Raw genomic sequence first — 26227 nt, 5'->3', positions numbered from 1 at the left:
CATTCGGGCGGGTTTTCGTTTGCATCTTCCTGTCGTCCGGGTCGTCTGTCAGGCACCCCAGTGGCGTACCGGACCGCAATCCATATGGACGAAATTTGAACGCGAATATTTGCCGACGCCACCGGCCTGGCAGGCCGCCGCCGCCTTGTACATCTGCGACACCGAGCGCGATTTCAGGCGCATGTCCGCAGCCTTGCCCACCATGTGCAGCGAGTTGCGCGCCACGCCCGAGGATCGCGACCGCAGCATGGCATTGGTCTTGGGCGAGCGATAGCCCGACAGCATCATGAAGGGCTCTTTGGTTTGCAACAGCCGGTGCGAGGCTGCGGCAATGTCGATCGTGCGTGGATCGATCCCGATCGCCTGACCGGTTCGCCAATCGCGCATGAAGATGTTGATTTCATTCAGGGCACCCCGAATGTATTTGCCATCGATCCAGTAGACCGTATCGATGCTTTCGCCCGTGCGCCCGGAATACATCCGGATGCGGCGGACGTCACCGGCGCCGCGGATCAACCCGAAGGCATTGGCCATAACCGGCGCTGCCGCCACCGTCGTCGCCGCGAACACACCAAGGATGCCCCGACGCGAGATAGATTCAAACGTCATGTCAGATCGCCTGTCCTGCTTTCGTTGTGTCGCCTTTTTGATGCGACATATCCCGGTTTACCCGGAACTGATTAAGAATATGTCACCAGCCCGCAAGTGGATGGAAGCATTTCATTTCGCGCATAGCGAGTTTCCGCCATTATCGGCGTAATTTCGCCGAAACCCAGCATGATTCGCTGTGCAACCCAAGATTTCTGCGGTGCCGTGGTGCCCGCGCATCAGTTTGGCAAGAAAAATCTGACGGACTCTGGCGGAAAAATGGCTGAAATGCGATGCTTTTTGAATGATGACGGAAGGGACGGCCCGGTGAAGGTTTCAAGATTGATTCGCGCAATGGTTGCATTCGCAGCCCTGCTTGGCGGCGCGCAGGCAGGCCTTGCGCAGGCGCTTGAAACCGCGCAGATCGCCGCGCTTCCCGCCCCGCGCCTGGTCTTTTCGGCCCAGGAAATGCAGCTGGCCGAGGCTGCTGCGGGCGATCCGGGTCTGGCCGATTTCTATGGCACCAATGGCTTGCGGCCGATCTTTCTGGGCGCGGAAGGCGCCGCCCGCCGCGCCGCGCTGATCGAGGCGGTGGGGCAGGCGGCCTCACACGGGCTGCCGCCAGCGCGCTATCGGCAAAGCGGCTTGCGCCAGCTGGACGCGGCCGCGCCGGTCTCGGTCGAGGACGAGTTGAAATTCGCCCGCACCTTTGCACGCTGGTCGCATGACATCACCGGCGGCATTCTTGATCCGCGCAAGATCGAGAAGGGCATCAAGCGCGAGGTCAACCGCCCGGCCGTCGGCGATCTGCTGCGCCTTTTCGCGCAAAGCCCGGATCCGTCGGCGGTGCTGGACGAGCTGCCGCTGAAATACCACCGCTATGAGGCGCTGCGCGCGGCGCTGGCCGCGCAGTCAAAACTGGTCGCATCTGTCGATGTGCCCGAGGTCCCCGAGGGGCTTTGGCGCGAAGGCGTCAGCGACCCGGCGATTGCTGCTTTGCGGGTGCGCCTGGCCGCCATCGGCTTTGCCGCGCCGCCCCAGGCCAGCCCGCTGACCTATGATGCGCCACTGACCGGCGCGGTCGCGGCCTTTCAGCAGGCGGCGGGACTGCCGTCGGACGGGGTCGCGGGGCCGCGCACCGTCGCCCGCCTGAACCGCGGCACCGGACCCGAGGCCGACGCCATCCTCGTCGCGCTGGAGCGCATGCGCTGGATGTATGGCCACGATCTGAACGCGCGCCATGTCTGGGTCAACCTGACCGAGTTCAACGCCCGCATCTTCGAGCGCGGCCAGCAGGTCTTTGAGACCCGCACCGTGATCGGCAAGGCCAATGGCGAATTCGACACGCCCGAATTCAGCGAGACCATGAAATATATCGTGGTGAACCCGCGCTGGAACGTCCCGCGCTCGATCACCGTCAAGGAATACCTGCCGCGCCTGCAGGCGAACCGCCATGCCGTAAGCCATCTCGACGTGGTCGACGGCAAGGGCAATGTCATCAGCCGCGACCGGATCGATTTCCGCAAGTATTCGGCCTCGAACTTTCCCTATCGCATGCGGCAAAAGCCCAGCGACGACAATGCGCTTGGCGTGGTCAAATTCATGTTCCCGAACCCCTGGAACATCTATCTGCACGACACCCCGACCAAGCACCTGTTTCAGCAGTCGACGCGCGCCTATTCGCATGGCTGCATCCGCATCGGCAAACCGATCGATCTTGCCCATGAACTGCTGCGCCCGCAGGCCGAGGATCCCGAGGCGATGTTTTCCAAGGCCCTCTCCTCGGGGCGCGAGACCTATCTGAACCTGCGCCCGCCAGTGCCGGTGCATCTGGTCTATTTCACCGCCTTCCCCGACGAGACCGGGCGCATCCAGCGCCACCCCGATATCTATGGCCGCGACGCTCTGGTTCTTACCGCGCTGCGCAAGGCCGCTCTGGATTCTGCCGCCGCGGATGAATAGATGAACCCCGAAGCAAGGGGGTGACGCATGACAACGACGATTGCCGATCTGGCACGTGCATTGAATGGCCGTCTTTGGGGCGATGGCAGCCTGAGCGTGACCGGCGCCGCCGAAGCCGGGCAGGCCGGCGACGGCCAGATCGCGCTTGCGACCACGCCCGCCTATGCCGGGCGCCTCGCCCCCGGCGGCATGGCGCTGCTGGCCGAGGGCTCTGACCCCGAGGCGCTGGGGCTGAAGGCCGCGATCCTTGTCGGGCGCCCGCGTCTGGCCATGGCCGGTCTGACCCGCGCCTTTGATCCCGGCCCGGGCATCGCGGCCGGCATCCATCCCAGCGCTGTGATCGCACCCGATGCCGAGATCGGCGCGGATGCCGCCATCGGCCCGTTCGTGGTGATCGGGGCGCGGGTGCGGATCGGGGCAGGGGCGCGCATCGCCTCGCATGTCTCGATCGGGCCGGACGTGGTGATCGGCCGTGACGCGCTGATCCATGCCGGGGCGCGCATCGCCCATGGCGTGACCATTGGCGACCGCGTGATCCTGCATTCGGGTGCGGTGATCGGCGGTGACGGATTCTCCTTTGTCACGCCCGAGAAATCCGGTGTCGAGGAAATCCGCGAGACCCTGGGCGAGCGCCGGCAGATCCATCAGCAGCACTGGACCCGCATCCATTCGCTGGGTGGCGTCGAACTGGGCGACGATGTCGAGGTCGGCGCCAATTCGACCCTCGACCGCGGCACGATCCGTGCGACCCGGATCGGCCGCGGCACCAAGATCGACAGCCAGGTGCAGGTCGGCCACAATGTCGTGGTGGGCGAGGATTGCCTGCTTTGCGGTCTGGTCGGCATCGCCGGCTCGTCCCGGATCGGCAATCGCGTCGTGCTGGGCGGGCAGGTCGGGGTCTCGGACAATATCTTCGTGGGCGACGACGTGATCGCCGGCGGCGCGACCAAGATCTTTACCAATGCCCCCGCCGGCCGGGTGCTGCTGGGCAGTCCGGCGGTCAAGATGGAAACCCATGTCGAGGCGACAAAGAACATCCGCCGCCTGCCGCGCCTATATGCGCAGGTGGCAGAGCTTCGCGAAACTGTTAAGAAACTGATGGAAAAAGACGGTCGGGACTGATGTCCCGACACCACGCCCAAGGGGCTGAACGGAGGCCGAGATGACAGAAGTCCGCGACCGCATCATCCAGATCATCGCAGAACAGGCGATGCTGGACCCCAGCGAGCTGAAGCTCGACATGTCGCCGCAGGATATCGGCATCGACAGCCTCGGGCTGGTCGAGTCGATCTTTGCCATCGAGGAAGAGTTCGACATCTCGGTGCCCTTCAACGCCAATGAGCCGGAGAAGTCGGATTTCGACGTCTCGAGCCTTGGCGCGATCATTGGCGCGGTGGAAAAACTGGTCGCGGAAAAGGTATGAGCGCAAAGAAGAACAGGGACGACAGGCCAGCCAAGGCGCAACGCAAGCCCGGCAAGGTCAAGAACGCGACCAAGATCGCGCGCACCATGCTGGGCCGGGTCATCATGGGCCGGCATGCCGATGGCATGCGCCGCGTGGCCATCACCGGCATGGGAACCGTAAACGCCCTTGGCCGTGACGTGCCCTCGACTCTTGAGGCGATGCGCGAGGGCCGCTGCGGCATCGGGCCTTTGGATTTTCGCGACGTGGACCGGCTTGCGGTCCGGATCGGCGGGCAGGTCCGCGACTGGGATCCAGAGGTCTATTTCAATCGCCAGCAGATCGTCCTTTATGACAAGTTCACCCAGTTCACGCTCTTGGCGGCGCGCGAGGCGGTCGAGCAGTCGGGTCTGGTCTTCGAGGGCGAGCTGGGCCTGCGCTCGGGGGTGGTGCTGGGCACGGCGGCCGGCGGCATGAACACCTGGGACGAGAATTACCGCACGGTCTATGAAGAGGGAAAGAACCGGGTTCATCCCTTTGTCGTGCCGAAGCTGATGAACAATGCAGCGACCTCGCATGTCAGCCTGGAATACGGGCTGCTGGGGCCGAGCTTCACCGTGGCCACGGCCTGCGCCAGTTCCAACCATGCCATGGGCATGGCCTTCAACATGGTGCGCTCGGGGGCGGCGACGGTGATGCTGGCCGGCGGCTCGGAGGCGATGCTGTGCTTTGGCGGCGTCAAGGCCTGGGAAGGGCTGCGGGTCATGTCCAAGGATGCCTGCCGGCCGTTCTCGGCCACGCGCAACGGCATGGTCCAGGGCGAGGGGGCGGGCGTCTTCGTCTTCGAGGATTGGGAACATGCGGCGGCGCGCGGCGCCGATATTCTGGCCGAGGTTGTGGGCTTTTCCATGTCGGCCGACGCGCAGGACATCGTCATGCCCTCGGCCATCGGCGCGCAGCGCACCATCACCGGCGCCATGCTGGACGCGCATATGCGCCCCGAGGAATTCGGCTATATCAACGCCCATGGCACCGGCACCGCCGCCAATGACAAGACCGAATGCGCCGCCGTCGCCCATGCCTTTGGCCATCACGCCGACCGGTTGATGATTTCCTCGACCAAGTCGATGCACGGGCATCTGATCGGCGGCACCGGTGCCGTCGAGCTGCTGGCCTGCATCATGGCGCTGCGAGACGGGGTGATCGCGCCCACCATCGGCTATGAGGAGCCGGATCCGGAATGCGCGCTGGACGTGGTTCCGAACGAGGCGCGCGAGGCCAAGGTCGGGGCGGTGCTGTCCAATGCCTTCGCCTTTGGCGGTCTGAACGCCGTTCTGGCGCTGCGCAAGGCCTGAGCAAGGCCTGAATAGGGGGCTCTGCCCCCGGCCCGTGCCGGGCCGCCCCCGGGATATTTGGGCATGAAAGAAGGGCGCATCCCGGTTTCCTTTCGTCGGCAGGCTGGATAGGACGGGCGGCGAGTTATTCTGACGCAGGACGGCCATGCCCCATTCGAGTCTGCTTCCCGAGCCGGGGGCGCGCCGCAGTTTCTGGATCGGCATTGGCTGGATGGCGCTGAGCATGGCGTCCTTCATCGGCATGTCGATCGGATCGCGCGAAATGGCGGCGACGCTTTCGATCCGGCAGGTGCTGTTCTTTCGGGCGCTGGTCGGGCTTTTCGTCATCGCCGTCTTCATCCGCGGGCTTTGGCCCGAATTGCGGCAGATGCGGCAGTTCCGTCTGCATCTGCTGCGCAATATCGTGCATTTCACAGGTCAGTATTTCTGGACCATCGGCGTGGTGCTGCTGCCGCTGGCCTCGGTCTTTGCGCTGGAATTCACCATGCCGATCTGGGTGGCGTTCTTTGCCTGGGCGATCCTTGGTGAGCGGCTGACCCGGGCGCGGTTGCTGGCGACGGTCGGCGGGTTTTTCGGCGTGCTGGTGATTGTCCGGCCGGGGATCGGCATTGTCGATCCGGCTGCGGGTCTGGTTCTGGTCGCGGCCATGGCCTATGGCCTGTCGCTGGTGCTGGTCAAGCAGCTGACGCGGCAGAACTCGCCCGGCGCCATCGTCGCATGGATGATCCTGATCCAGCTGCCGCTGGGCCTGGCCGCGGCGCTGACGGATTGGCGTCCGGTCCAGGCCGCCTCTGTGCCCTGGATGCTTCTGGCCGGCATTGGCGCGCTGAGCGCGCATTACTGCATGGCGCAGGCCTTGCGGCGGCTGGATGCCTCGGTGGTGATGCCGGTGGATTTCCTGCGCGTTCCGCTGGCCGCGCTGGCCGGGTATTCCATCTATGGCGAGGTGATCGATGTCTGGGTGTTCCTGGGCGCGGCGATCATTCTTGGCGCCAATCTGCAGGCGATGCGGGCTGAAAGGCGGCGCTGATCCGGCGGGGGTTTTCACGCCAGCCGCAATGACTTATTTGCGGTGATGAAGCGTAAGGAAGGCACCCATGGCCAAGATCACCTATATCGAGCACAACGGCACCGTCCACGAAATCGACGTCAAACCCGGCATGACCGTGATGGAGGGCGCCCGCGACAATGGCGTGCCCGGCATCGATGCCGATTGCGGCGGCGCCTGCGCCTGTTCGACCTGCCATGTCTATGTCGCCGAGGCCTGGGTGGACCGGCTGCCGGCGCGTGACCCGATGGAGGAGGACATGCTGGATTTCGCCTATGAGCCCGATCCCGTGCGGTCGCGGCTGACCTGCCAGATCAAGGTCACGCCGGAACTGGACGGGCTGGTGGTCAATCTGCCGGAACGCCAGATCTGAGGCGGGGCCGCGCAGCGACCTCAGGCGGCGGTCGACAGCCGGCGTCCCGTCAGGCTGTCGAGGAACTCGATGAATATCCGCTCGGCAATTTCGGCCGTCGGGCGGGAATCGTCGCTGAACCAGGGATCGGTGGCGCGGGTTAGGAACATCATGTTTCCGCCCTTCACCAGGCAATGCAAGGTCAGCATCGCCAGCTCGATATCCGTATCGGGTGACAGGATGCCTAGCCGCTGCATCTCGGTCAGCTTGCGGCGGTAGAGGTCGCGCATCGAGATGGTGAAGCGGTGCAGCGTGCTGTCGGGACGGATTTCGCCATTCAGGCCATTCGCGATCAGCCGGAACAGCACCGGATTGTGGTCGGCCCAGCTGAGATAGCTGCGCCCGATCGACAGCATCTGCTTGACCGGATCGTCCGTCGCCGAATCGATCACGCCCTGACGCAGCGCGTCGTTCAGCAGGGTGGTCGCCTGATAGAGCAGGCCCTCATAGATATCGGCCTTGGTCCTGAAGATGTTGCTGACCTGCGCCTCGTCCAGCCCGCTCAGCGCGGCCAGCGCTGCATTTGTTCTGGGCAATTCTCCAGTCTCGTCCAACGCTTGCTGGGCGGCAAAGATGATCGACTGATACGCATTTCCCCGATGTGGCATCTGCCGGTCCTCAGGATCGTCTGATTTCAAATCTAGCAGACTTCCGGAATTTCGGAAGCCTGCAGATCGAAAAAATCAAGCATCGGCACGAGCTTGCCTTTTGCGCTCATGCGGATCGAGGTGGCGCTTGCGCAGACGGATGCTCTTCGGCGTGACTTCGACCAGCTCGTCATCGTCGATATAGGCGATGGCTTCTTCAAGGCTCATGCGCACCGGAGGCGTCAGGCGCACGGCCTCATCCGTGCCCGAGGCGCGCACGTTGGTCAGCTTCTTGCCCTTGAGCGGGTTCACCTCAAGGTCGTTGTCGCGCGAATGCTCGCCGATCACCATGCCCTGATAGACCTGCTCTTGCGCGCCGATGAACATCTTGCCGCGCTCTTCGAGGTTCCACAGCGCATAGGCGACGGAGACGCCGTCCTCCATCGAGATCAGCACGCCCTGGCGGCGGCCCTGGATGGCACCCTTATAGGGCGCCCAGCCGTGGAAGATGCGGTTCAGCACGCCATTGCCGCGCGTGTCGGTCATGAATTCGCCATGATAGCCGATCAGCCCACGCGAGGGGACATGGGCGATGATGCGGGTCTTGCCATGGCCGGCCGGGCGCATGTCGACCATCTCGCCCTTGCGGTCACCGGTCAGCTTTTCGATGACGGCGCCGGTATAGTCGTCATCGACATCGATGATGACTTCCTCGATCGGCTCCAGACGATCGCCGTTTTCCTCGCGGAAGATGACGCGGGGGCGGCTGATCGACAGTTCGAACCCTTCGCGGCGCATGTTCTCGATCAGCACGCCCATCTGAAGTTCGCCGCGCCCCGAAACGACGAATGCGTCGCCGCCGGGCGTGTCCTCGACCTTGATGGCGACGTTCGATTCGGCCTCTTTCATCAGCCGTTCGCGAATCACGCGCGACTGCACCTTGTTGCCGTCGCGGCCCGCCAGCGGGCTGTCATTGATGCCAAAGGTCACGCTGATCGTCGGCGGGTCGATGGGCTGGGCGGGCAGGGCGGTTTCCACCTCGAGCGCGCAAAGCGTGTCGGCCACGGTGGCCTTGGACATGCCGGCGATGGTGACGATGTCACCGGCAACGGCCTCGTCGATGGGCTGCTGGGTCAGGCCACGGAAGGCCAGGACCTTGGAGATGCGGAACTGTTCGATCCGCTCGCCGTCGCGCGACAGCGCCTTGATGGTGTCGCCGGCTTTCGCGCGGCCGGTCTCGACCCGGCCGGTCAGGATGCGGCCGATGAACGGGTCGCTGCCCAGCGTGGTCGCCAGCATGCTGAAGGGCTGGTCCTGACGGGCGATCTGCTTCGGCGGCTCGACATGGCGCAGCACCATGTCGAACAGCGCCGACATGTCCTTGCGCGGCCCGTCCAGCGTCTCATCGGCCCAGCCGCCAATGCCAGAGGCGTAAAGATGCGGGAAATCAAGCTGTTCGTCGCTGGCACCCAGATTGGCGAACAGATCGAACACCTCGTTCAGCGCATTGTCGGGGTCAGCGGCGGGCTTGTCGACCTTGTTCAGCACGACGATGGGTTTCAGCCCCAGCGCCAGCGCCTTCGAGGTCACGAACTTGGTCTGCGGCATCGGGCCTTCGGCGGCATCGACCAGCAGACAGACGCCGTCCACCATCGACAGGATCCGCTCGACCTCGCCGCCGAAATCGGCGTGGCCGGGCGTGTCGACGATATTGATGCGCGTGCCTTTCCATTCGACCGAGGTCGCCTTGGCTAGGATGGTGATGCCACGCTCGCGCTCGATGTCGTTGCTGTCCATCGCGCGTTCGGCCACGGCCTGATTTTCGCGGAACGAGCCCGACTGCTTGAGAAGCTGGTCGACCAGCGTGGTCTTGCCGTGGTCGACGTGGGCGATGATCGCGATATTGCGGATGTCCATGGGGGCGGCCTTTATCAGAAGTCGCGCCCCCGTACCGCAGAGGGGCGCGAAAGGCCAGTATCAATCGCAGATGACGTTCAGCGCAGACCCAGCAGCCCAAGGATGAACAGCACCACGACGACAAGGCCGACGATATAGATTATCGAGTTCATGACGAATTCCTTCCTGTGCCGCCGCGCGGGCAGGGATTGCCCAAGCGGCGTTGCGTTCCCCGGGAAAACGCCTGGAAGCGCCTGAGGTTCCGGGATTTCCCGCGATCAGCGTCCGCGATGGGCCAGGGATTCGATCAGCGGACGGATGCCAGAGATGTCATAGCCGGCACGCGCGCCCGTCGCGATCAGATCATCCGCCGGCTCAAGCCCGGCGCGGGTCAGCGCCCAAAGCACCGTCGAGCGGTTGCCCGAGCGGCAATAGGCGACCTTGGGGCCGGGCGAAGCCAGCGCCCTTGCCTGGGCCGAGATCATCTCGGGCGTGATCTGGCCGGGGGTAAAGGGGTTGTAGTGATATTCCAAGCCGGCGGCCTCGGCGGCGGCGCGCATGGCGGCGTCGTCTTCGTGCGGGCCGACCTCGTCATCGGGGCGGTTGTTGATCAGGACACGAAAGCCGGCCTCGGCCAGCGCCGGCAGGTCCTCGGGCTGGATCTGGGGGGTCACGGCAAGATCCGGGGTCAGTTGGCGCAGGTCCATGGTCGCTCCTTGGGCATTGGCCCGGCAGGCGGGCTCGGGCAAGACGGATCGTTTCCTTTTCGCGGCCTGTCAAGCGCGATACGCTGCGGGCGGCTAGTCCAGCGCCGCCACGCCTTCGACCAGCGCCGGCAATTGCGCGAAATCGTCGAATGCGGCGCGATGCGGCAGATCCTCAACCGCGGTCTTGCGATAGCCGCGTAGGAACAGCAGCATCGGCACGCCGGCATTGCGGGCGGTCTCGGCGTCGAATTCGCTGTCACCGACAAAAATGCCCTGCGGCGCGTCAGGGGCAGAGCCAAGCGCGGCAAAGGCCGCGCGCAATGGCGCCGGATCGGGCTTTTTCTGCGGCAGGGAATCGCCGCCGATCACCGTCCCGAACAGCTGGGCGATGCCGAAATGGTCCAGCACCGCGCGGGTCGGCCCCAGCGGCTTGTTGGTGCAGATGCCCAAGGGGTGACCCCGGTCGGCCAGCACGCCAAGCGCCTCGGTCACATTGGGGTAAAGCCGGGTCAGCGCGGTCGCATCGTGATAGCGCGTCATGAATGACGCCACGAGATCGCGATGCGCCTCGATCGGCAGGTCGGTCGCACCGATCACCCGCCGCCACAGCAGATCGACGCCGCCGCCCACGAAGCCCCGCACCTGATCCAGCGTCAGCGGCCGCACGCCCTGCAGGCGCAGTACCGTATTGACGCAGGCATGGATATCGGGCGCGCTGTCGATCAGCGTGCCGTCAAGGTCAAAGACCACGGGGCAGGGGGCAAAGCAGACGTTCATTCACACCTTCCATTTGATCGAGCAGCCCATCGAGGGGATCTGGTCATGCGGACCCTGCCCGGTTTCGGCGATCAGCGCCATGGCCTCGAACAGTTCGCGCCGCGCATCCGGCGCGCCCGGCGCGCGTCCCGAGGCATCCAGCCGGCCGCGATACTGCAATTCGCGCGCCGCGTTATAACCAAAGAAATCCGGCGTGCATTCGGCGCCAAAAGCGCGCGCGACCTGCTGGGTTTCGTCGTAAAGATAAGGAAAGCTGAAACTGTGACGCTCTGCCTCGATCTTCATCAGCTCGGGCGCGTCCTGCGGATAGGTCGCGACATCATTGGCCGAGATGGCGACCACGCCGATCCCAAGGCGCTGCAATTCGGCCGCGTCGCGCTGGATGCGGTCGATCACCGCCTGCACATAGGGGCAATGGTTGCAGATGAACATGACCAGCGTGCCGCGCGGCCCGGCGACATCTTTCAGCGAAAAGACACGCCCGTCAGGGTCAGGCAACCGGAAATCCGGCGCCTTGGCGCCAAATTCGCAGACAGGCGGACGAACGGCCATCGCATTTCCTTTCCGTGGCGCGGGCATCTTGCAACGTCATTCGGCCGTCGCGCAATCCTGCTTGGATCTGTCACATTCGCCATCGCTGCGCAATGCGTGTATATTACATAAGACAGATTATCATGTATTTTACTACGGAAGCGAAGTCGAGTTGTCGCGAGCTGGCAAGGTTGATTTGTCGCCTCTGCCCTGGTGATTGACGCTGTCGACTTGTGCTGATGAATGAACGCGAGTTGCAGTGCTGCGCCTGATCCGAAACGGCAATCCCGATCGAGAGCCTGCGGCAATGGATGCTGGCGGCGGGCCTATGGCAGTGCCGCGCGCAGCGGCATCGGGTGCTTCAGCCGCGCCTGCGGCGCGAAGCCCTGAATGTGCGCGCTGCGCGTCGAGATCATCTGCGCCAAGTGCATCACGAATAGAGCGCGAGGTATCCGGGCAAGGTCATCATGCCCCTGCCCCCTCGTTTCGTCCGCACCGGCCGTCGCGGTGCGGGACGCTTGGTCAAAAGGAAAGCCGATCTGATCCGACCGTGGCTCAGGCCAGCATCTGCATGTCGCCGCAGACCGAGATCGCCTGACCCGAGATGGTGCGCGCGCGGTCGCTGGCCAGATACAGGATCTGGTCGGCCAATTGGCCCGGGCTGACATAGTGCCGGATCGAGGTATATGAGAACGCCTCGGCCTCGATCTCGGCAAGGGGGCGGCCCTGCGACTGGGCGCGCGCCTCCTGCACGCGGCGCTGGCGGTCGCCGCTGACCAAACCGGGCAGGATGGCATTGACGCGGATATCGTCGGGGCCAAGCTCGATCGCGAGCGACTTGGTCAGCCCGATCACCCCCCATTTCGCCGCCGCATAGGGCGTGCGCAGCCGGAACCCGAACCGCCCGGCGACCGAGGACAGGTTGATGATCGAGGGATTGCCGCTTTTGCGCAGATGCGCCGCCGCCTCGGCGCAGGTGACGAACTGGCTGGTCAGGCAGATGTTCAGGCACTGGTCCCATGCGGCCAGGTCGATATCTTCGACCTTCGCGGTCGGCCCGGCGATCCCGGCATTGTTGACCAGACAGTCCAGCCCGCCCAGCTCGGCGACGGATGCGCGGATAAAGCCGCGCAAGGCATCCGTATCGCCGACATCGACCCGCTGGCGAAAGACCTCGCCGGGCAGGCTGGCCAGCCCCTCCTCGTCGATATCGCAGGTGGCGACGCGCGCGCCCTCGGCCAGAAAGGCCTCGACGATGGCGCGGCCGATGCCGTTCGCGCCCGCCGTCACGATGACCCGGTGGCCATTCAGGTTCAGATCCATATAGTCCCCCAAAAATTGAACAGATCAGTCGCGCAGCACGTCACGCGACAGGATGAAATCGGCGGCCGAGCGGATGTCCTCCGCAAGCGCACGGGCGGCGCCTTCGGGGTCGCGGGCGGCGATGGCCGCGATCAGATCGGCGTGATTGCGCACCGAGGCCGCACTGCGCGAGCGCCGCGAAGCTTCGCCCAGATCCAGATTGATCACCGGGCCGGCTTTCAGCCACATGGTCACGATCAACTCGCGCAGCATGGGCGAGCCGGCAGCCTCATAGACGTGGAAATGCAGGTCCTTGTTGGCGCGCACTGCGTCGCGGCCATCCGTGCTGGACAGCACGTCGCGGAAATTCCGGTCCAACTGGCGCAGCCGGTCAAGTCCGGCAACCGACATGCGCGTCGCCGCCAGCCGGGCGGCATGGGCCTCGTTATGGATGCGGATCTCGGTCAGGTCCTGAAATCCGGCGCGGGTCAGCAGTGGCACCGCCACGGCGCGGTTGGGCCGGACCTCAAGCGCGCCCGCCGCGACAAGCCGGCTGACCGCCTCGCGGATCGGCATGACCGAGACCCCCAGCCGCTCGGCCAGTTCGCGCATCGACATGCGGTCATCGGGACGCAGGCGGCCTGACAAGAGCATCTCGGACAGGATGTCATGCACCTGCCGGGCCAGCGAATCCGGCCGCTCCGGCTGCGTTTCCAATGGGTCGGCAAGCTTCATGCGTGATCTCCGATCTTGGGTCATGCTGCCTTCTGTGATCTCAGTTTGCAACAAGATATGTTGACAATAATTCCATTCCGATAAGCTGTGATCTCAGATCGCAGTGGCTGGGAGCGCCGCACAAGCGATTCATCAGCGAACAATCGGGAGGGAACGTTCGATGAGCCTTGTTTCCAAATTCAACCGTCGCGGCTTTCTGCGCAGCAGTGGCGTCTTTGCCGTCGGCGCCTTGGCCGCACCGACGATCCTGCGGGCGCAGGACGGCCCCATCGTGCTGGGCCACCTGACGCCGCGCACCGGATTTCTGGGCCCCTTGGGCGAATATGCGGTGATGGCCGTCGATCTGGCGGTCGAGGAGGTCAACGCCGCCGGCGGCATCGACGGGCGCGAGCTGCGCGTCCTCAAGGAGGATTCGGTCAATCCGCAGACCGCCTCGACCAAGGCCGAGCGCATGATCGAGCGCGACGGCGTCGCCGCCATCATCGGCGAGATTTCCTCGGCCTCGGCGCTGACCATCGCCCAGACCGCCGAGCGCGCGAAAAAGCTGTTCATCAATACCGGCGCCAATTCGGATGCGCTGCGCGGCGCCGATTGCAAGCGCCACATGTTCCATGTCGAGACCCAGAACGTCATGTATGTGAATGCCGAGGGCCAGCACCTGCTGCAAAGCGGTCTGGTCGAGGGCAAAAGCTGGTATCTGCTGACCGCCGACTATGCCTTTGGCCACGATCTTTCGGCCGGGGCGAAAGCCTTCCTTGAACGCCATGGCGGCAAGCTGGCGGGCGAGGACCTGATCCCCACTGATGCCACCGATTTCTCGTCCTTCATGCTGAAGATCCGCGAGGCCAAGCCCGATCTGGTGGCGCTGAACCTTGCCGGCACTCAGATCACCAGCTTCTTCAAGCAATATGGCGAATTCGGGCTGGATTTCCCGCTGGGCGGCTTCGGTTTCGACACCGCGATGGCATGGGCCGCCGGGGTCGAGAATTTCAAGGGCACCTGGCCTTCGGTCTGGAACCACTTGATCCAGACAGAAAAATCGCAGGCCTTCACCAAGACCTTCATGGACAAATACGGCAAGCCGCCGGAAAATCAGGCCTGGGGCGATTACATGGCGATCCAGATCATGGCGCAGGCGATCCGCGCCACCAAGGGCACCGATACCGCCGCGATCATCGAGTATTTCGAAAGCGCGGATGCGAAATTCGACATGATGAAGACCCGTCAGGGCTATTTCCACCCCGAGACGCATCAGCTCTTGCAGGAAATCTACGCCATCACCGCCCTGCCCCCGGCTGAGGCCAAGAACGAATGGGACATCTTTACCACCGCAGGTCCCCTGCCCGCCGCCGATCAGCCGCTTGAGACGCTGATCGCCGATGCGGTCGGCGGCACCTGCAGCTTCGGGTCCTGATCCCCGGCGCTGACATTTCGACACTTCTTTCGTGACCCGGTCAGGCCATGCGGCCGCCCGCAAAGGCGCCGCATGTCCGACCGCCAAGGAGGGCCATCGGATGAGCCTGTTCCTGTTCCTGTCGCAGCTTCTGAACGGTCTGCTGGACGGGTTTTACTATCTTCTGATCGCCATCGGCCTGTCGCTGATCTTTTCCCTGGGTGGCATCGTCAATCTGGCACATGGCGCGTTCTTCGCCATCGGCGCCTATCTGGCCATCGCCATCTCGCCCTATACCGGCTTTTTCGGCGCGGTCATTCTGGTGCCGCTGATCGTCGCGGGCCTTGGCATGGTGACGGAACGGCTGCTTTTCACCCGCTTTTACCGCGCCGATCCGCTGTATTCGCTGCTGCTGACCTTTGGTCTGGCGATGGTGGTCGAACAGTCCCTGCGATGGGCCTTCGGCTCGGCGCCTCTGGCATATTCCATCCCGGACGTGCTGCGCGGGCAGGTATTTCTGGGCGATTTCATCTATTCGCGCTACCGCATCTTTCTGATCGTCGTCGCCATCGCGGCGGTGGCGGGCCTGTGGTTTTTGCTGAACCGCACCGCCTTTGGCCGGATTGTGCGCGCGGGCATCCAGAACCCCGACATTCTGGCGGCGATGGGGATTTCGCTGCGACCCTATCTGTCGGCCGTCGCCGGCATCGCCATCGGGCTGGCGGGGCTGGCGGGCGTCTTGATGGCGCCAATCGTGCCCGTTCACCCGGCCATGGGCGCCGAGGTCCTGACCGCCGCCTTTGTCGTCGTCGTCATCGGCGGGCTTGGCAGCTTCTGGGGCGTGGTTCTGGCCGCACTGCTGGTCGGTCTGGTCAAGGGGCTGGTCATCGCCATCGGCCTGCCGTCGTGGTCGCTGGCTGCGATCTATCTTCTGATGTTCCTTGTCCTGATGCTGCGTCCGCGCGGTCTGATGGGCGAGCGGATCCTGCGCTTTGAGTGAGGCCATGAAAACCAATCCGCTGTTTCATCCGCTGCTGATCGCAGCATTCGCAGCCCTGCTTCTGCCCTGGCTGATGGGCGTTGTCGGCCTGACCACCACCTCGGCGACCGAGGTCGTCATCTTTGCCTTGGCCTGCATGGGGCTGAACCTGCTGGCGGGCTACACCGGGCTCGTCTCGTTCGGTCATGGTGCGTGGTTCGGCCTTGGCGCCTATATCGCGGCGCTGGTCGCGCTGGCGCTGCCGGGCGATCATCTGCTGGTGCCGCTGCTGGTCGCGGTCGCGGCCAGCGCGCTGATCGCCGCCGGTTTCGGCTGGCTGATGCTGCGCCGGCGCGGGGTCTATTTCTCGCTGATGACGCTGGCGCTGTCGGCGCTTGGCTTCACCATCGCCTTTCGCTGGACTTCGGTCACCGGCGGCGAAAACGGCCTTGGCGGGGTCGAGCGTCCGGTGCTGCTGGGGATCGACCTGAACGACAACCTGCACTTCTACATCCTTGTCGCGTTGATCGCGCTGCTGGCGGCGGGGCTGATGTGGCGCTTTGTCAACTCGCCGCTGGGTCACGTGCTCGAGGCCATCCGCGAGAACGAGACCCGCGCCACCGCGCTTGGCTATGACACCCAGCGCTATAAACTGGCGGCTTTCGTGCTTTCGGCCAGCATCACCGCGCTGGCAGGCGTGTTGCTGCTTTACAAGAACCGCCTGACCTCGGCCGAGCCGATGTCCATCGTCTTTTCCGGCGAATTGCTGGCGATGACGGTGATCGGTGGCATGCGCGGCTTTCTGGGGCCGGCGCTGGGGGCGGTGTTCTATATCCTCTTCCGGGAATATCTCTCGATCTATACCGAGAACTGGCTCTTGTGGTTCGGCCTTGTCTTCATGGGCTTCGTGCTCTTCGCCCGCGACGGTCTGATCGGCATTGGCCGCCAGATCGCGGCGCGGCTTTTCCCCGGCCCCGATACCACCGCCGCCATGTCCGACCGCCGGGTCGAGGCCCTGCCCCTGCCCCAGATGCTGCGCGCCAAGGGTGAGGCCGCCGGATCGGTCCTGAAGGCGCAGGAGATGGTGAAAAGCTTTGGCGCCTTTCGCGCCGTCGATGGTGTCAGCATCGACGTGCAGGACCGCAGCCTGCATGCGCTGATCGGCCCGAACGGGGCTGGCAAGACCACCGCCTTCAACCTGCTCAGCGGCATGCTGACCCCAGATAGCGGGCGGGTCACCTTGTCGGGGTCCGAGGTCGCGGGCCTTTCCGCCGACCGCATCGCCGGGCTGGGCATGGGCCGGTCCTTCCAGATCACCAGCCTGTTCCCCGATCTCAGCGTGCAGGAAAACGTCCGCCTTGCCATTCAGGCCGGCGACCCCGCCCGCATGAACCCCTGGACCAGCGCCGCCGGCATCACCCGCATCAACGACAAGGCGGCCGAGATCATCGCCTGGGTCGGGCTGGCGGGGATGGAGGAGGCCAAGGCCGGCTCGCTCTCCTATGGCGGGCAGCGGCTTCTGGATCTTGGCCTTGCGCTGGCCAATCACCCGCGTGTCCTGCTGGCGGACGAGCCGCTGGCCGGGCTGTCGGTCGCCGAGCGCGAGCGGGTCGGCAATCTGATCAAGCAGGTCTCGGCCGATATTCCGGTGCTGCTGGTCGAACATGACATCGACCGCGTCTTCAGCCTCGCCGACCATGTCACCGTGATGAACGAGGGCAAGGTGCTGCTGGATGGCACCGTCGATGACGCTCGCAACTCGGATGCCGTGCGCGAGATCTATATCGGCTCGGGCACCGCCGAGGTCGCGGCCTCCGCCCATCACGGCGAGGTCGGCGCACCGATCTGCACCTTGCAGGGCGTGAACGTCCATTACGGCAAAAGCCATATCCTGCATGACGTGGGCTTTGACATCCGCAAGGGCGAGATCCTTGCCCTGCTGGGCCGCAACGGCGCCGGGAAATCGACGCTGCTGAAATCGGTGATCGGTATCGCCCCGGTCAGCGCCGGCTCGATCAATCTTGACGGGATGGAACTGGCGGGGCTGGATCCGGCGACCATCGCCCGTGCCGGCATCGGCTATGTGCCGCAGGGGCGCGGGCTTTTCGCCGGCATGACCGTGCGCGAGAACCTTGAACTGGGGCGCATGAAACGCCGCACCGGCGCCGGCAGCCATTGGAGCGATGAGCAGATCCTTGAATTCTTCCCCCGCCTTGGCGAGCGGATGGAGACCGAGGCCGACCGCCTGTCCGGCGGCGAACAGCAGATGGCCGCCGTCGCGCGCGCTCTCTCGGGCGACACCCGCGTGTTGCTGCTGGACGAGCCCTTCGAGGGGCTGGCCCCGGCGGTGGTCGAGCAGCTTTTCCACAGTTTCGACAAGCTGCGCGATCACCTCTCGATCGTCATCGTCGATCACAATCTGGACCTTGCGCTGGCGCTGTCGGACCGTACCGTGGCGCTGGAAATGGGCCGCGTCTTCCATGACGGGCCGTCGCGGGCGCTGGCGACCGATCTGGAGCTGCGCCGTCAGGTGCTGTGGCTTTGAAGGGGACAACATGACCACAATCGCAATCATCGGCGCCGGGCTGATCGGCCGCTCATGGGCCTTTGTCTTTGCCCGCGCCGGGCTGCCGGTCCGGGTCTGGGACGCCGATCCCGCCGTTCTGGACCGGCTGGCCAGCGACATCGCCACCATGATCCACGATGCCGGGGGTGATCCGGCCATTGCCGGGCGGATCAGCGCATTCCCGACCCTGGCCGAGGCGTTGGAGGGCGCCGATTGGGTGCAGGAAAACGGCCCCGAGAATGCCGGGATCAAGCGCGCGCTCTTCGTCGATCTTGACCGGCTGGCGGCGCCGGAGGCGATCCTTGCCTCGTCCAGTTCGGCGCTGATGCCCTCGGTCTGGTCGCAGGATCTGCCGGGGGCGGCGCGCTGCCTTGTTGCCCATCCGGTGAACCCGCCGCATCTGGTGCCGATTGTCGAGTTGTGCCCCTCGCCCGCCACATCGGCTGAGGCGATGGACCGGGCCGAGGCGCTGTTCCGGCAGGTCGGTCAGGTGCCCGCGCGCCTGACCCGCGAAATCGACGGCTTCGTGCTGAATCGCTTGCAAGCCGTCCTGCTGGCGGAATCGCTGAAACTGGTCGCCGATGGCGTGGTCAGCGTGCAGGGGCTCGACGATACGATCAGGCACGGGCTTGGCCGCCGCTGGGCCTTCATGGGCCCGATGGAGACGATCCTTCTGAATGCGCCGGGCGGCGTGCCCGACTATATCCGCCGCTATGGCCCGATGCTGGCGCGGCTGACCGACAGCGCTGCCCGCGGCGAAGCCTTCACCGAAGCCGCCGGCCAGATCGTGGCCGAGGCCTTCCCCCAGACCGATATCCGCGCCCGTCAGGACTGGCGCGACCGCGAATTGTCAGCATTGGACGCGCATCTGCGCGCCCGCAGCGAAAGGACCGACTGATGGCCAAACCCCGCAAGACGATCATCACCTGCGCCGTGACCGGCGCCATCCACACGCCCTCGATGTCGGAATACCTGCCGGTCAGCGCCTCGGAAATCGCCGAGGCCGCCATCGGCGCCGCCGAGGCCGGCGCGGCCATCGTGCATCTGCATGCCCGCGACCCGCAGGACGGCCGCCCCGACCAGACCCCCGAGGCATTCGAGCCCTTTTTGCGCGTGATCAAGCAGCGCTCGGATTGCGTGGTCAACATCACCACCGGCGGCGCGCCGACCATGACCATTCAGGAACGCATCCGTCCCGCCGCGACATGGAAGCCCGAGGTCGCCTCGCTGAACATGGGCACGATGAATTTCGGCCTGTTCCCCATGCTGGCGCGGTTTGAAAACAGCCTGAAACATCAATGGGAACGCGATTACCTCTCGAATCGCGACATCGTCTTTCGCAACACCTTCGGCGATATCGAACATATCCTGACCACGCTGGGCGCCAATGGCACCCGGTTCGAGTTCGAATGCTACGACACCGCGCATCTCTACAACCTCAAGCATTTTTTCGATGCGGGCATCGTCAAGGGGCCGCTGTTCATCCAGACCGTGTTCGGGCTGATGGGCGGCATCGGCGCCCATCCCGAGGACGTCATGCACATGAAGCGCACCGCAGACCGGCTGTTTGGCGACAATTACCGCTGGTCGGTTCTGGGCGCCGGCAAGAACCAGATGGCGATTGCGGCCATGTCGGCAGCGATGGGCGGCCATGTCCGCGTGGGGCTTGAGGATTCGCTGTGGAACGGTCCCGGCCAACTGGCGAAATCCAATGCCGAGCAGGTCAACCGCGCCCGCCAGATCATCGAGGGGCTGGGGCTTGAGATCGCATCCCCCGACGAAGCGCGCGAGATTCTGGCCCTGAAAGGCGCCGATCAGGTCGAGTTCTGATCCCGGACAAGGAAAGGCGCGCCCGGGACAGCCCGGACGCGCCTGTTTTGCCTGTATTGTAAATTCACCCAGAAATTGACCATTCTGGGCACAGAAAACAATCGCTTATCGTGCTGCACGCCGGATAGTTGACCATTCTTGCCCGGAAAGCTTGTCCACAATCTGGACTTGCGCAAGAAAAAACCGCGCTCTTTCAAGCGCGGTTTAGCCTTTTCGACACCTTTGGGTCAAGCGTTACGTATCGCCTCGAAGAAGCGCGGTTCGCGCCGGTAAACTCTTGCGCGAACACGCTTCGCGGGAAATGCCGGCGAGATGTCGGCCGCATCGAGCCTCCGGACGGCCTCGGACGGGAAAAGCCTGAGGATTCGCACCTCGTTGCTAAGGAAGACGTATGCCTCGGCGAAGTTTTCCAGATCTCGCCGCCGGAAAACGGGGCGTTCCCCGCCGTTCCAGCGGACACGTCGGGCAGAGGTCAATCCGGCCGGAGCCATCTCAGACGAGGCGAGCCTGACCACCACCTCAGGGGAGGTTCTCAGAAACGCGGCGGCAGAACTGACGCAGATCTCATCAGGATCTTCATACGATGTCAGCGCCTCTCGCACGGCCTCGCTGCGGAACCGTAAGACGTCGAGGCGACAGACGTTCGCAGCTACAGACCGAATATCGGAAAGGCTGCCGTTCAGAACGGCCGCAATGATACGCCCGCTGGAAAGGCTGGTTTGTCGAGATACCGCCGACAAATCTGCCCATCCGGTGACCTCCGCGTCTTGCGCCGTGGCACGCACTGCCACGTCTCGCAGGAGCATGTCCATATCGGATCGTCTATATCCGGTGCGGCGCAGGCCCGCGCGACCGTTCCCGATCGGGGCTATGACACCGGCCTTCAGGAGCGAGATGGCCACGCTGCGGGAGCATCCGAGGTAGGAGGGCAGATCGATGAAGCGCAGCGCGCTGCGCAGATCCTTGGCCAATATTTCCGCGCCCGCCGAATCCAGGAGAATGAAGTTCGGCGGGCGGTCATCCCCGGCCGAGATCAGGCCCTCGGCTTCCAGCGCACGCCGGAACCGTTTCGGGTGCGCGGCCGAGGCCCGCGCCGCACGATAAAGCGTCACTCCTGACGGCGCGGGCGCGGGATCCCCGGCGACGTTGGCACCCTCGTCATACGGGAACACCCTGAACACGGCGTCCCGGAAGACGCTCCGAGAGGGTTCGGCCGCCGCACCCGGCCCGGACCTGGCGAAGAAATCGTGCAAAGCGCCGAAGGTTTCGCGTGGTGCGAACCGCTTCATCCCCCGCCTTCTCGCGTCACTGGCGATCTGGCCAAGGAACGCAAGAAGTTCCTCTTCTCCTCCGGTCATGATCTCGAACCCGGCATGCGCTTGTTCAGCCGTCGCAGAAGCCGCCTCCACGTGATTGACGTTGACGCCGCGCGTCGCGACCAGACCGATCAGTTCCGTCACGTTGATCGCGTCCCTGAGGCCGTGGGCGTCCAGGAAGGGTTGGCCTCGGGCACCATTCAGCCGAGCCTCAACATAGGTCTGGAGGGGCCCCCCCTCCGTGACCAGCCTCGGGGCCCGTGAGATCAGGCCCGGATCCCGACCGATTAGCGCGTGAAAATCGGCCATGGCCGAACGTGCGCTTGGCGCAGCGATTTCGGCAAGCGCCAGACCATGACGCGAGCAGACGCGACATGTCCTGATCTGCCATAGCGTCCGGTGAGCCCAAGGGGCGCCCAAGCGATGCGGATGGTCCGACGCGTCCTCCTCCAGACAGGCCGGACAGAAGCGCGCAGGCCCCGTGACAACGGTGCGGGAGCAGAGGGAATGCCCGCGGAACAGGTATGTTGATCGGGCCGTGCGGATCAGCGCGTCATGGGCAAGCGTCTCGACGGGCTCGCCGCCCGCCTCGGCGAGCACGGCAAGCGCCGTCTTTTCGCCGCGGTAAACGCCCGCGCGGGAAAGACCGACCAGTCTGCAAAAATCTCGCGTCGATGCCCCGATGTGAAAGCTCGCCAGCCGCGAGAGCCATGAGATGGGGGACTCGCCGGCCCGTCTGGGCAGCGTCGGGAAGAGCCTTTTGGGGTCGGTCATTCTTAAAACCTCCCCAGAAACGGGTTGGCATCGAACGACACCCCCTCCCGGAACCCCCAGGACTCGGCGAGGTGCTGGCGGTCGACCGAGGCGGCTCTTTCCTGGCAGGCGAGTTCGATCGCGTCGAGAACGCCCTCGATCACGCGGCCGAACCCGTAATCGGCCGCCCGGGCCAGCGCCAGCAGATCAGCATCGACCATGTCGGACGCGAGCCCCGCCCTGTCGCAATACCCCATCGCCAGATCCATCAGGTCACGCCCGTCTCGCTCCCAGATCACCGGTCGGAGCGAGAGCTTGGCCATCCTGCGCGACACCTGCTCGTCGGAACGAACAGCGTTCTCAAGCATGGGAAGGCCCGAAAGCACCGGGACGACAGCATGATCCCCTTTCATAAGGGTCTTGATCGTGTTCAGGATGCCGTGGCACTCCTTCGGCGTGCCGGTCCGGAACACGTCATGCGCCTCGTCGATCCAAAGGACGGTGACCTCCAGCAGGGCCATCCGGTGCCTCACACGCCCCCAGATCTTGTGTTGAGGATCACGGGCGCCATTCAAGTCGAGCCCGGTCACACGGATGATCTCCGCGCCGAGGCTTTTGAGCGTCGCGGGGCTCGGCACGTCGGCGGCGAGAACCGGCATCACGTTGGGCCCGTTTCCCGATCCGAGCAGATCACGAAGGCCGCGCGCAACCAGAGAAGTCTTGCCCTGCCCGGGTGCGCCGGTCACTACGAGCCCCCGCGTCTCGCGCGTGGCGCCAAAGAGCCTGGGGCGAAGTGGCCGGTCAGGATCCTCACCTGACGTCAGCAACAGATCCATGTGCCGCCGGAACTCAGCGTCACGATCCGTCTCGACGTAAAGCGATCTTAGGCCGTCAATGCGGGAACGGGAAACATCACTCATCTTCGCTCTCCCGCAAACGCCATGCGCCGGCTCTGCCAGGATCGTCTCGCAAGACCGGTGCCCGCCGCCCGCCCGCCACGAAGCCCCCGGCGAGAATATCTTTCGGCCGAGAATCGTCGGCGTCGTGGTCGGCCAACGGGAAACCGATGAAAAGGCGCGCCTCCGCGCGAGCCACCGTTTCCGTCGTCCATCTCCTCGACGAGATCCCGGCGGCACGGCAGGCGTCGTCGTTGACGCGTTCAATGTCTTCCAGCGCCTCATGGACAGCTACGCCGGCCGCGGCCGCGCTGCGGAGCCCGGAGGCACGAATGCGCCCGAGCAGGATTTCCCACGCGGCGGCGGATACGCCCCGGAACCGGGAATCGATCGCCGGGATCGCGTCCCAGCCAGTTCCGAAGTCCACCTCGATCTGGCCAATATTTTCAGGCGACCACCTGATATCGAGAGCGCGCCCCGGGTTTCGGACACGCCAGGCTGCGAGATCGCTGCTCTGATAGCGGACCCCCATCACGGTGACACCGGAACTCTGCGGCAGGCGCGAGAGACGCGTGCCGAAGACAAGACGGCGCAGCCTCGCGTCGGGCGGAGGGATCACTCCGAACTGGTCGTCGGCGCTCAGCGCGCGCCAGACCTGAAGAGGGGTGCGGCCCCCGAGTCCCGCGTGCGGGCGATTATGATAGACATCGACCACCCACCGGATCAGGGCGCGACCGAGATCGTCCGCCGTCAGGGCGGCAGCGGTCTCACGATCCGCGTCGCCGCGTTCGAGAACGTTGCCGAAGGTGCGGCCCGTAAGCCTTGCCATCAGATCCGTGCCGATGCTGCGAAACACCCGCTCGATATAGGGCCGCATCCAAGGGGTGCCTGCCGGCGCCCGCTCCACCGCGATCCGCAGATCATGGCAGGCGGCCCGGAACTCGGCGGACTTGTAGGCCGCGCCGCAATCGGTAACGACCAACTCCGGCGTGCCATGCATATCCCAGGGCGAGAGGGCGCCGACCGCATCGGCCCAAGGACCCTTATCGAGCGTGACCAGCTCCAGGGTGCGCAACGCCGTCGCGGCGGTGGGGGACTTGTCGAGCTTCATCGCAACGATGCAGCGCGACGTCGCGTCAATCGCCACCGAGAGCCAGAGCCGTTCGCTCTTCGCACGTTCACCGCCCCCCGTTTCATCCAGAAGATCGTCAAGTCCCATCTCGGAAACCAAAGTCAGAAGATCAACCCGCCACTCGTCCATCTCAACCCGTTCGAGTAGCCGGGTCGGCGCAAGGCCGGTGGAGACGGCGCGATGCTTGCGAAGCGCCGCCGCCTGTCCGATCCGCTTCAGGTCGATTTCGAAAGGGTCAAGCCGAGAGATTGCGAGTCTGGTGGCTTTGCGGGACGGGACCGGCAACTCGGGGGCTCCCGCCGCGCGCAGTTCATCGTTTCTTCGCGCGAACGCACGGACCATCCTGCGGTGGATCTCCTCCTTGCTGGGCCGCAGCGGATCGCCGTATTCTGCGGCAACGGCCGCAAGGATGGCGCGCGCCTCTGTCGGAAAGTGCGAGCCGTGTCGGCCGGACCGGTTGCGGCCGTCGATAAGCGCGGGCAGCCCGCCGCCGCGTTCGAAATCGCGCACCCAGCGCCGTAGGGTCCTGGGCGAGGGAGGGACATGGCACCTGCGGTCCCCGGTGTATCCGGCTTCTCCGCGCACGATCTCGTTCGCCGCCCGGGTGATCCGGCCCATCGCGGCGCAGAGAGCGGTATCCGTCCGGCACAGTTTGCCAGCCGCCTCCATGTCGAGGAAGGCCTGGACGTAGGCGTTGCGCCGCCTGATGACGTCCATCTGTCGACCGCCGAGCCGGGACAGGCAGGCCGCGTCGATATTCGCAGCGGCGGCAGGCGCGTAATGGTCGCGACGGATCTCGACGTCCGAGGAAAGTCGCCGGGCGAGATCGTGGTGCGAGATCTGGACGGACAGCCCGTCCCGCCCGGGGCGAACGAGGACGTAGCCGCCCTCCGTCGCGTGTCCGACCTCGTGGGGGACGCCGCCGATCAGCACGCAGTCATGTCTGGAGAGCCGCCACGCGGGGACGGTGCGCGAAATGGTGTTCATGCGGCCGCCCTCCTCAGTTCCACCACGGTTTCGGGCGTGATCAACGAGCGTTCTCGCTGCACGAGGGCGCCGTCCCGAACCAGACGCAGGACCGCCCGCGCCCCGGCACCGCCCGCGCCCGAGACTTTGGCGATGGCGCCGATGGACGACGCGCCGCCCATGCCCTGGGCGACCCGAAACACCGCGGACAGCGCGTCAGGACAGACCGGGCCGATCCTGTTGAGCAAGATCGCATTGCGCACGACGACCGGGTCAAGGTCACGATCAGTCACCAAAACGACACGGGTTGCGAAAGCGGGATCGAGTTGCGCCGCGATCTCGGCCAGCGCCACCCGGACACCGCTGCTGATGACGCGCGCCGCCGGCTTCACCGCCACCGCGACCCTCTCACCGGAGCGGAACGCGACAAGGAAGTCGAACGTGTGGTGCCGCACCCGCCCGAACCCGTCCCGCCAGGCCACCCGCGGCGGTTGTTCAGCAATGTCCGCGACGTCAGGGCGGGCGCGAAGCACCTCAAGCACCTGCATCTCAAGATGGCTCTCGAAGTAGACGACGCGGGCGCCGCCGAAGTCTGCGACAAGCTCCCCGGTGAAATGATGCTTGCCGACGACCCCTCCGCGGGATGCCCGAGACGGCGCGGGCGGCACGATTGTGCCGCCCGTAAAATGAGACTGAGTCATGCGAAATACCCCCGAGACATGCGCAATAAGACCGTTCCGAAGCCGGAACGGGACGATAAGCCACCTGTCTGGGGTTTATATCTCCCGGAACGCGCCTACGACGTGGCCTGTGTCAGGAGCAGGTCTGGCGTGCAACACGCCCTTCCGCCCCGAAACGAGGCGGCATGATAATCGGGCGCGTTTCTTGTGGAGCATCGCGTCGACCATGTGCTGTTATGAAGGACTGCCAACATAAGCGAATCACCCGTTCGAATCAAGTGTTCCAAAAACAGGTAAGTGATTCGATGGTATGCGCATCCTATAAATATCATGTATTTCATAGGCATAATGATTTCTAAGAAATCGGTTTAATGCCTCCTTCCAGGATTTTCGCATTTCGGGTTTGGTCACCCC

At 64.8% G+C, this 26227-nt stretch carries 23 protein-coding genes; 11 read left to right on the top strand and 12 right to left on the bottom strand.

All coding sequences use genetic code 11. From position 1 onward, the window contains the following. Positions 1–48: 48 nt before the first annotated feature. Positions 49–609, bottom strand: coding sequence for a peptidoglycan L,D-endopeptidase MepK (gene mepK, locus DFP89_RS01330; RefSeq protein WP_114347577.1), 561 nt, complete (start codon positions 607–609; stop codon positions 49–51). A 333-nt stretch (positions 610–942) separates the two neighbouring features. Between mepK and DFP89_RS01325 the strand changes: the two genes are divergently transcribed. The 6 genes from DFP89_RS01325 to DFP89_RS01300 all read left to right on the top strand — a co-directional run bounded on the left by DFP89_RS01325 (position 943) and on the right by DFP89_RS01300 (position 6728). Continuing rightward, complete coding sequence (locus DFP89_RS01325) at positions 943–2550, top strand: L,D-transpeptidase family protein (RefSeq protein ID WP_114347576.1); 1608 nt, start codon at positions 943–945, stop codon at positions 2548–2550. A 27-nt stretch (positions 2551–2577) separates the two neighbouring features. After that, positions 2578–3672 (top strand): UDP-3-O-(3-hydroxymyristoyl)glucosamine N-acyltransferase, encoded by a 1095-nt coding sequence (locus DFP89_RS01320; RefSeq protein WP_114347575.1) that lies wholly within the window; start codon positions 2578–2580, stop codon positions 3670–3672. A gap of 40 nt (positions 3673–3712) precedes the next feature. Next, a complete protein-coding gene (locus DFP89_RS01315) occupies positions 3713–3973 on the top strand; it encodes an acyl carrier protein (RefSeq protein WP_114347574.1) in 261 nt (86 codons plus the stop codon). A 125-nt stretch (positions 3974–4098) separates the two neighbouring features. After that, on the top strand, positions 4099–5307 hold the full coding sequence (locus tag DFP89_RS01310) for a beta-ketoacyl-[acyl-carrier-protein] synthase family protein (protein ID WP_114347797.1): 1209 nt from the start codon (positions 4099–4101) through the stop codon (positions 5305–5307). Between the two features lie 145 nt (positions 5308–5452). Continuing rightward, on the top strand, positions 5453–6337 hold the full coding sequence (locus DFP89_RS01305; protein WP_114347573.1) for a DMT family transporter: 885 nt from the start codon (positions 5453–5455) through the stop codon (positions 6335–6337). A gap of 67 nt (positions 6338–6404) precedes the next feature. Next, positions 6405–6728 carry a 2Fe-2S iron-sulfur cluster-binding protein gene (locus DFP89_RS01300; RefSeq protein ID WP_114347572.1) on the top strand — a complete coding sequence of 108 codons (324 nt, stop codon included), beginning with the start codon at positions 6405–6407 and terminating at the stop codon, positions 6726–6728. Between the two features lie 20 nt (positions 6729–6748). On the opposite strand, the gene DFP89_RS01295 is transcribed toward DFP89_RS01300, so the two are convergent. From DFP89_RS01295 to DFP89_RS01265, 7 genes are all read right to left on the bottom strand, one after another. Beyond that, positions 6749–7375, bottom strand: a complete 627-nt coding sequence (locus tag DFP89_RS01295; protein WP_114347571.1) for a hypothetical protein — start codon at positions 7373–7375, stop codon at positions 6749–6751. A gap of 75 nt (positions 7376–7450) precedes the next feature. Then, entirely contained in the window at positions 7451–9271 is a 1821-nt protein-coding gene (gene typA, locus DFP89_RS01290; protein ID WP_114347570.1) for a translational GTPase TypA, read from the bottom strand. A gap of 257 nt (positions 9272–9528) precedes the next feature. Further along, positions 9529–9957 (bottom strand): protein tyrosine phosphatase family protein, encoded by a 429-nt coding sequence (locus tag DFP89_RS01285; RefSeq protein ID WP_114347569.1) that lies wholly within the window; start codon positions 9955–9957, stop codon positions 9529–9531. Positions 9958–10050: 93 nt separating this feature from the next. Next, positions 10051–10734 carry a phosphoglycolate phosphatase gene (gene gph, locus DFP89_RS01280; RefSeq protein ID WP_114347568.1) on the bottom strand — a complete coding sequence of 228 codons (684 nt, stop codon included), beginning with the start codon at positions 10732–10734 and terminating at the stop codon, positions 10051–10053. Then, complete coding sequence (locus tag DFP89_RS01275) at positions 10735–11286, bottom strand: thioredoxin family protein (RefSeq protein WP_114347567.1); 552 nt, start codon at positions 11284–11286, stop codon at positions 10735–10737. Positions 11287–11820: 534 nt separating this feature from the next. Further along, positions 11821–12588, bottom strand: coding sequence for an SDR family oxidoreductase (locus DFP89_RS01270; RefSeq protein WP_114347566.1), 768 nt, complete (start codon positions 12586–12588; stop codon positions 11821–11823). A 24-nt stretch (positions 12589–12612) separates the two neighbouring features. Then, positions 12613–13302 carry a GntR family transcriptional regulator gene (locus DFP89_RS01265; RefSeq protein WP_114347565.1) on the bottom strand — a complete coding sequence of 230 codons (690 nt, stop codon included), beginning with the start codon at positions 13300–13302 and terminating at the stop codon, positions 12613–12615. A gap of 160 nt (positions 13303–13462) precedes the next feature. Between DFP89_RS01265 and DFP89_RS01260 the strand changes: the two genes are divergently transcribed. The 5 genes from DFP89_RS01260 (at position 13463) to kce (ending at position 20070) form a co-directional block, all read left to right on the top strand. Then, the gene (locus DFP89_RS01260; protein WP_114347564.1) at positions 13463–14716 is read left to right on the top strand and encodes an ABC transporter substrate-binding protein; all 1254 of its coding nucleotides are present in this window, start codon (positions 13463–13465) and stop codon (positions 14714–14716) included. A gap of 100 nt (positions 14717–14816) precedes the next feature. Continuing rightward, on the top strand, positions 14817–15695 hold the full coding sequence (locus DFP89_RS01255; RefSeq protein WP_114347563.1) for a branched-chain amino acid ABC transporter permease: 879 nt from the start codon (positions 14817–14819) through the stop codon (positions 15693–15695). Positions 15696–15699: 4 nt separating this feature from the next. Continuing rightward, complete coding sequence (locus DFP89_RS01250; protein WP_114347562.1) at positions 15700–18219, top strand: branched-chain amino acid ABC transporter ATP-binding protein/permease; 2520 nt, start codon at positions 15700–15702, stop codon at positions 18217–18219. Between the two features lie 10 nt (positions 18220–18229). Continuing rightward, entirely contained in the window at positions 18230–19138 is a 909-nt protein-coding gene (locus tag DFP89_RS01245; protein ID WP_114347561.1) for a 3-hydroxyacyl-CoA dehydrogenase, read from the top strand. Continuing rightward, complete coding sequence (gene kce, locus DFP89_RS01240) at positions 19138–20070, top strand: 3,5-dioxohexanoate:acetyl-CoA acetone transferase (RefSeq protein WP_114347560.1); 933 nt, start codon at positions 19138–19140, stop codon at positions 20068–20070. The genes DFP89_RS01245 and kce overlap by 1 nt, the downstream gene beginning before the upstream one ends. Positions 20071–20297: 227 nt before the next feature. On the opposite strand, the gene DFP89_RS01235 is transcribed toward kce, so the two are convergent. From DFP89_RS01235 to DFP89_RS01220, 4 genes are read right to left on the bottom strand one after another with little or no spacing between them, the layout of a single operon-like run. After that, positions 20298–22160: a TniQ family protein gene (locus DFP89_RS01235; RefSeq protein WP_114347559.1), complete on the bottom strand. Its 1863-nt coding sequence runs from the start codon at positions 22158–22160 to the stop codon at positions 20298–20300. 2 nt (positions 22161–22162) lie between these two features. After that, positions 22163–23059, bottom strand: a complete 897-nt coding sequence (locus DFP89_RS01230) for a TniB family NTP-binding protein (RefSeq protein ID WP_181870207.1) — start codon at positions 23057–23059, stop codon at positions 22163–22165. Continuing rightward, on the bottom strand, positions 23052–25154 hold the full coding sequence (locus tag DFP89_RS01225) for a DDE-type integrase/transposase/recombinase (protein ID WP_114347557.1): 2103 nt from the start codon (positions 25152–25154) through the stop codon (positions 23052–23054). The genes DFP89_RS01230 and DFP89_RS01225 overlap by 8 nt, the downstream gene beginning before the upstream one ends. After that, on the bottom strand, positions 25151–25834 hold the full coding sequence (locus DFP89_RS01220) for a TnsA endonuclease N-terminal domain-containing protein (RefSeq protein ID WP_114347556.1): 684 nt from the start codon (positions 25832–25834) through the stop codon (positions 25151–25153). Before DFP89_RS01220 ends, DFP89_RS01225 begins: the two co-directional genes overlap by 4 nt. Positions 25835–26227: the final 393 nt, after the last annotated feature.

Source organism: Paracoccus lutimaris (assembly GCF_003337565.1).
Taxonomy (GTDB): Bacteria; Pseudomonadota; Alphaproteobacteria; order Rhodobacterales; family Rhodobacteraceae; genus Paracoccus; species Paracoccus lutimaris.
Note: the sequence above shows the minus strand (reverse complement) of the source record. Positions and strands in the feature narration are given on the sequence as shown.

Excerpts from the sequence above, each read along its gene's own strand:
- DFP89_RS01255 (WP_114347563.1), top strand. The coding sequence starts at position 14,817 with ATGAGCCTGTTCCTGTTCCTGTCGCAGCTTCTGAACGGTCTGCTGGAC.
- DFP89_RS01305 (WP_114347573.1), top strand. The coding sequence starts at position 5,453 with ATGCCCCATTCGAGTCTGCTTCCCGAGCCGGGGGCGCGCCGCAGTTTC.
- gph (WP_114347568.1), bottom strand. The coding sequence starts at position 10,734 with ATGAACGTCTGCTTTGCCCCCTGCCCCGTGGTCTTTGACCTTGACGGC.
- DFP89_RS01235 (WP_114347559.1), bottom strand. The coding sequence starts at position 22,160 with ATGACCGACCCCAAAAGGCTCTTCCCGACGCTGCCCAGACGGGCCGGC.
- DFP89_RS01275 (WP_114347567.1), bottom strand. The coding sequence starts at position 11,286 with ATGGCCGTTCGTCCGCCTGTCTGCGAATTTGGCGCCAAGGCGCCGGAT.
- mepK (WP_114347577.1), bottom strand. The coding sequence starts at position 609 with ATGACGTTTGAATCTATCTCGCGTCGGGGCATCCTTGGTGTGTTCGCG.
- DFP89_RS01285 (WP_114347569.1), bottom strand. The coding sequence starts at position 9,957 with ATGGACCTGCGCCAACTGACCCCGGATCTTGCCGTGACCCCCCAGATC.
- DFP89_RS01250 (WP_114347562.1), top strand. The coding sequence starts at position 15,700 with ATGAAAACCAATCCGCTGTTTCATCCGCTGCTGATCGCAGCATTCGCA.
- DFP89_RS01300 (WP_114347572.1), top strand. The coding sequence starts at position 6,405 with ATGGCCAAGATCACCTATATCGAGCACAACGGCACCGTCCACGAAATC.
- DFP89_RS01310 (WP_114347797.1), top strand. The coding sequence starts at position 4,099 with ATGCGCCGCGTGGCCATCACCGGCATGGGAACCGTAAACGCCCTTGGC.
- DFP89_RS01270 (WP_114347566.1), bottom strand. The coding sequence starts at position 12,588 with ATGGATCTGAACCTGAATGGCCACCGGGTCATCGTGACGGCGGGCGCG.
- DFP89_RS01220 (WP_114347556.1), bottom strand. The coding sequence starts at position 25,834 with ATGACTCAGTCTCATTTTACGGGCGGCACAATCGTGCCGCCCGCGCCG.
- typA (WP_114347570.1), bottom strand. The coding sequence starts at position 9,271 with ATGGACATCCGCAATATCGCGATCATCGCCCACGTCGACCACGGCAAG.
- DFP89_RS01320 (WP_114347575.1), top strand. The coding sequence starts at position 2,578 with ATGACAACGACGATTGCCGATCTGGCACGTGCATTGAATGGCCGTCTT.
- DFP89_RS01225 (WP_114347557.1), bottom strand. The coding sequence starts at position 25,154 with ATGAACACCATTTCGCGCACCGTCCCCGCGTGGCGGCTCTCCAGACAT.
- DFP89_RS01325 (WP_114347576.1), top strand. The coding sequence starts at position 943 with ATGGTTGCATTCGCAGCCCTGCTTGGCGGCGCGCAGGCAGGCCTTGCG.
- DFP89_RS01230 (WP_181870207.1), bottom strand. The coding sequence starts at position 23,059 with ATGAGTGATGTTTCCCGTTCCCGCATTGACGGCCTAAGATCGCTTTAC.
- DFP89_RS01260 (WP_114347564.1), top strand. The coding sequence starts at position 13,463 with ATGAGCCTTGTTTCCAAATTCAACCGTCGCGGCTTTCTGCGCAGCAGT.
- kce (WP_114347560.1), top strand. The coding sequence starts at position 19,138 with ATGGCCAAACCCCGCAAGACGATCATCACCTGCGCCGTGACCGGCGCC.
- DFP89_RS01315 (WP_114347574.1), top strand. The coding sequence starts at position 3,713 with ATGACAGAAGTCCGCGACCGCATCATCCAGATCATCGCAGAACAGGCG.
- DFP89_RS01265 (WP_114347565.1), bottom strand. The coding sequence starts at position 13,302 with ATGAAGCTTGCCGACCCATTGGAAACGCAGCCGGAGCGGCCGGATTCG.
- DFP89_RS01295 (WP_114347571.1), bottom strand. The coding sequence starts at position 7,375 with ATGCCACATCGGGGAAATGCGTATCAGTCGATCATCTTTGCCGCCCAG.
- DFP89_RS01245 (WP_114347561.1), top strand. The coding sequence starts at position 18,230 with ATGACCACAATCGCAATCATCGGCGCCGGGCTGATCGGCCGCTCATGG.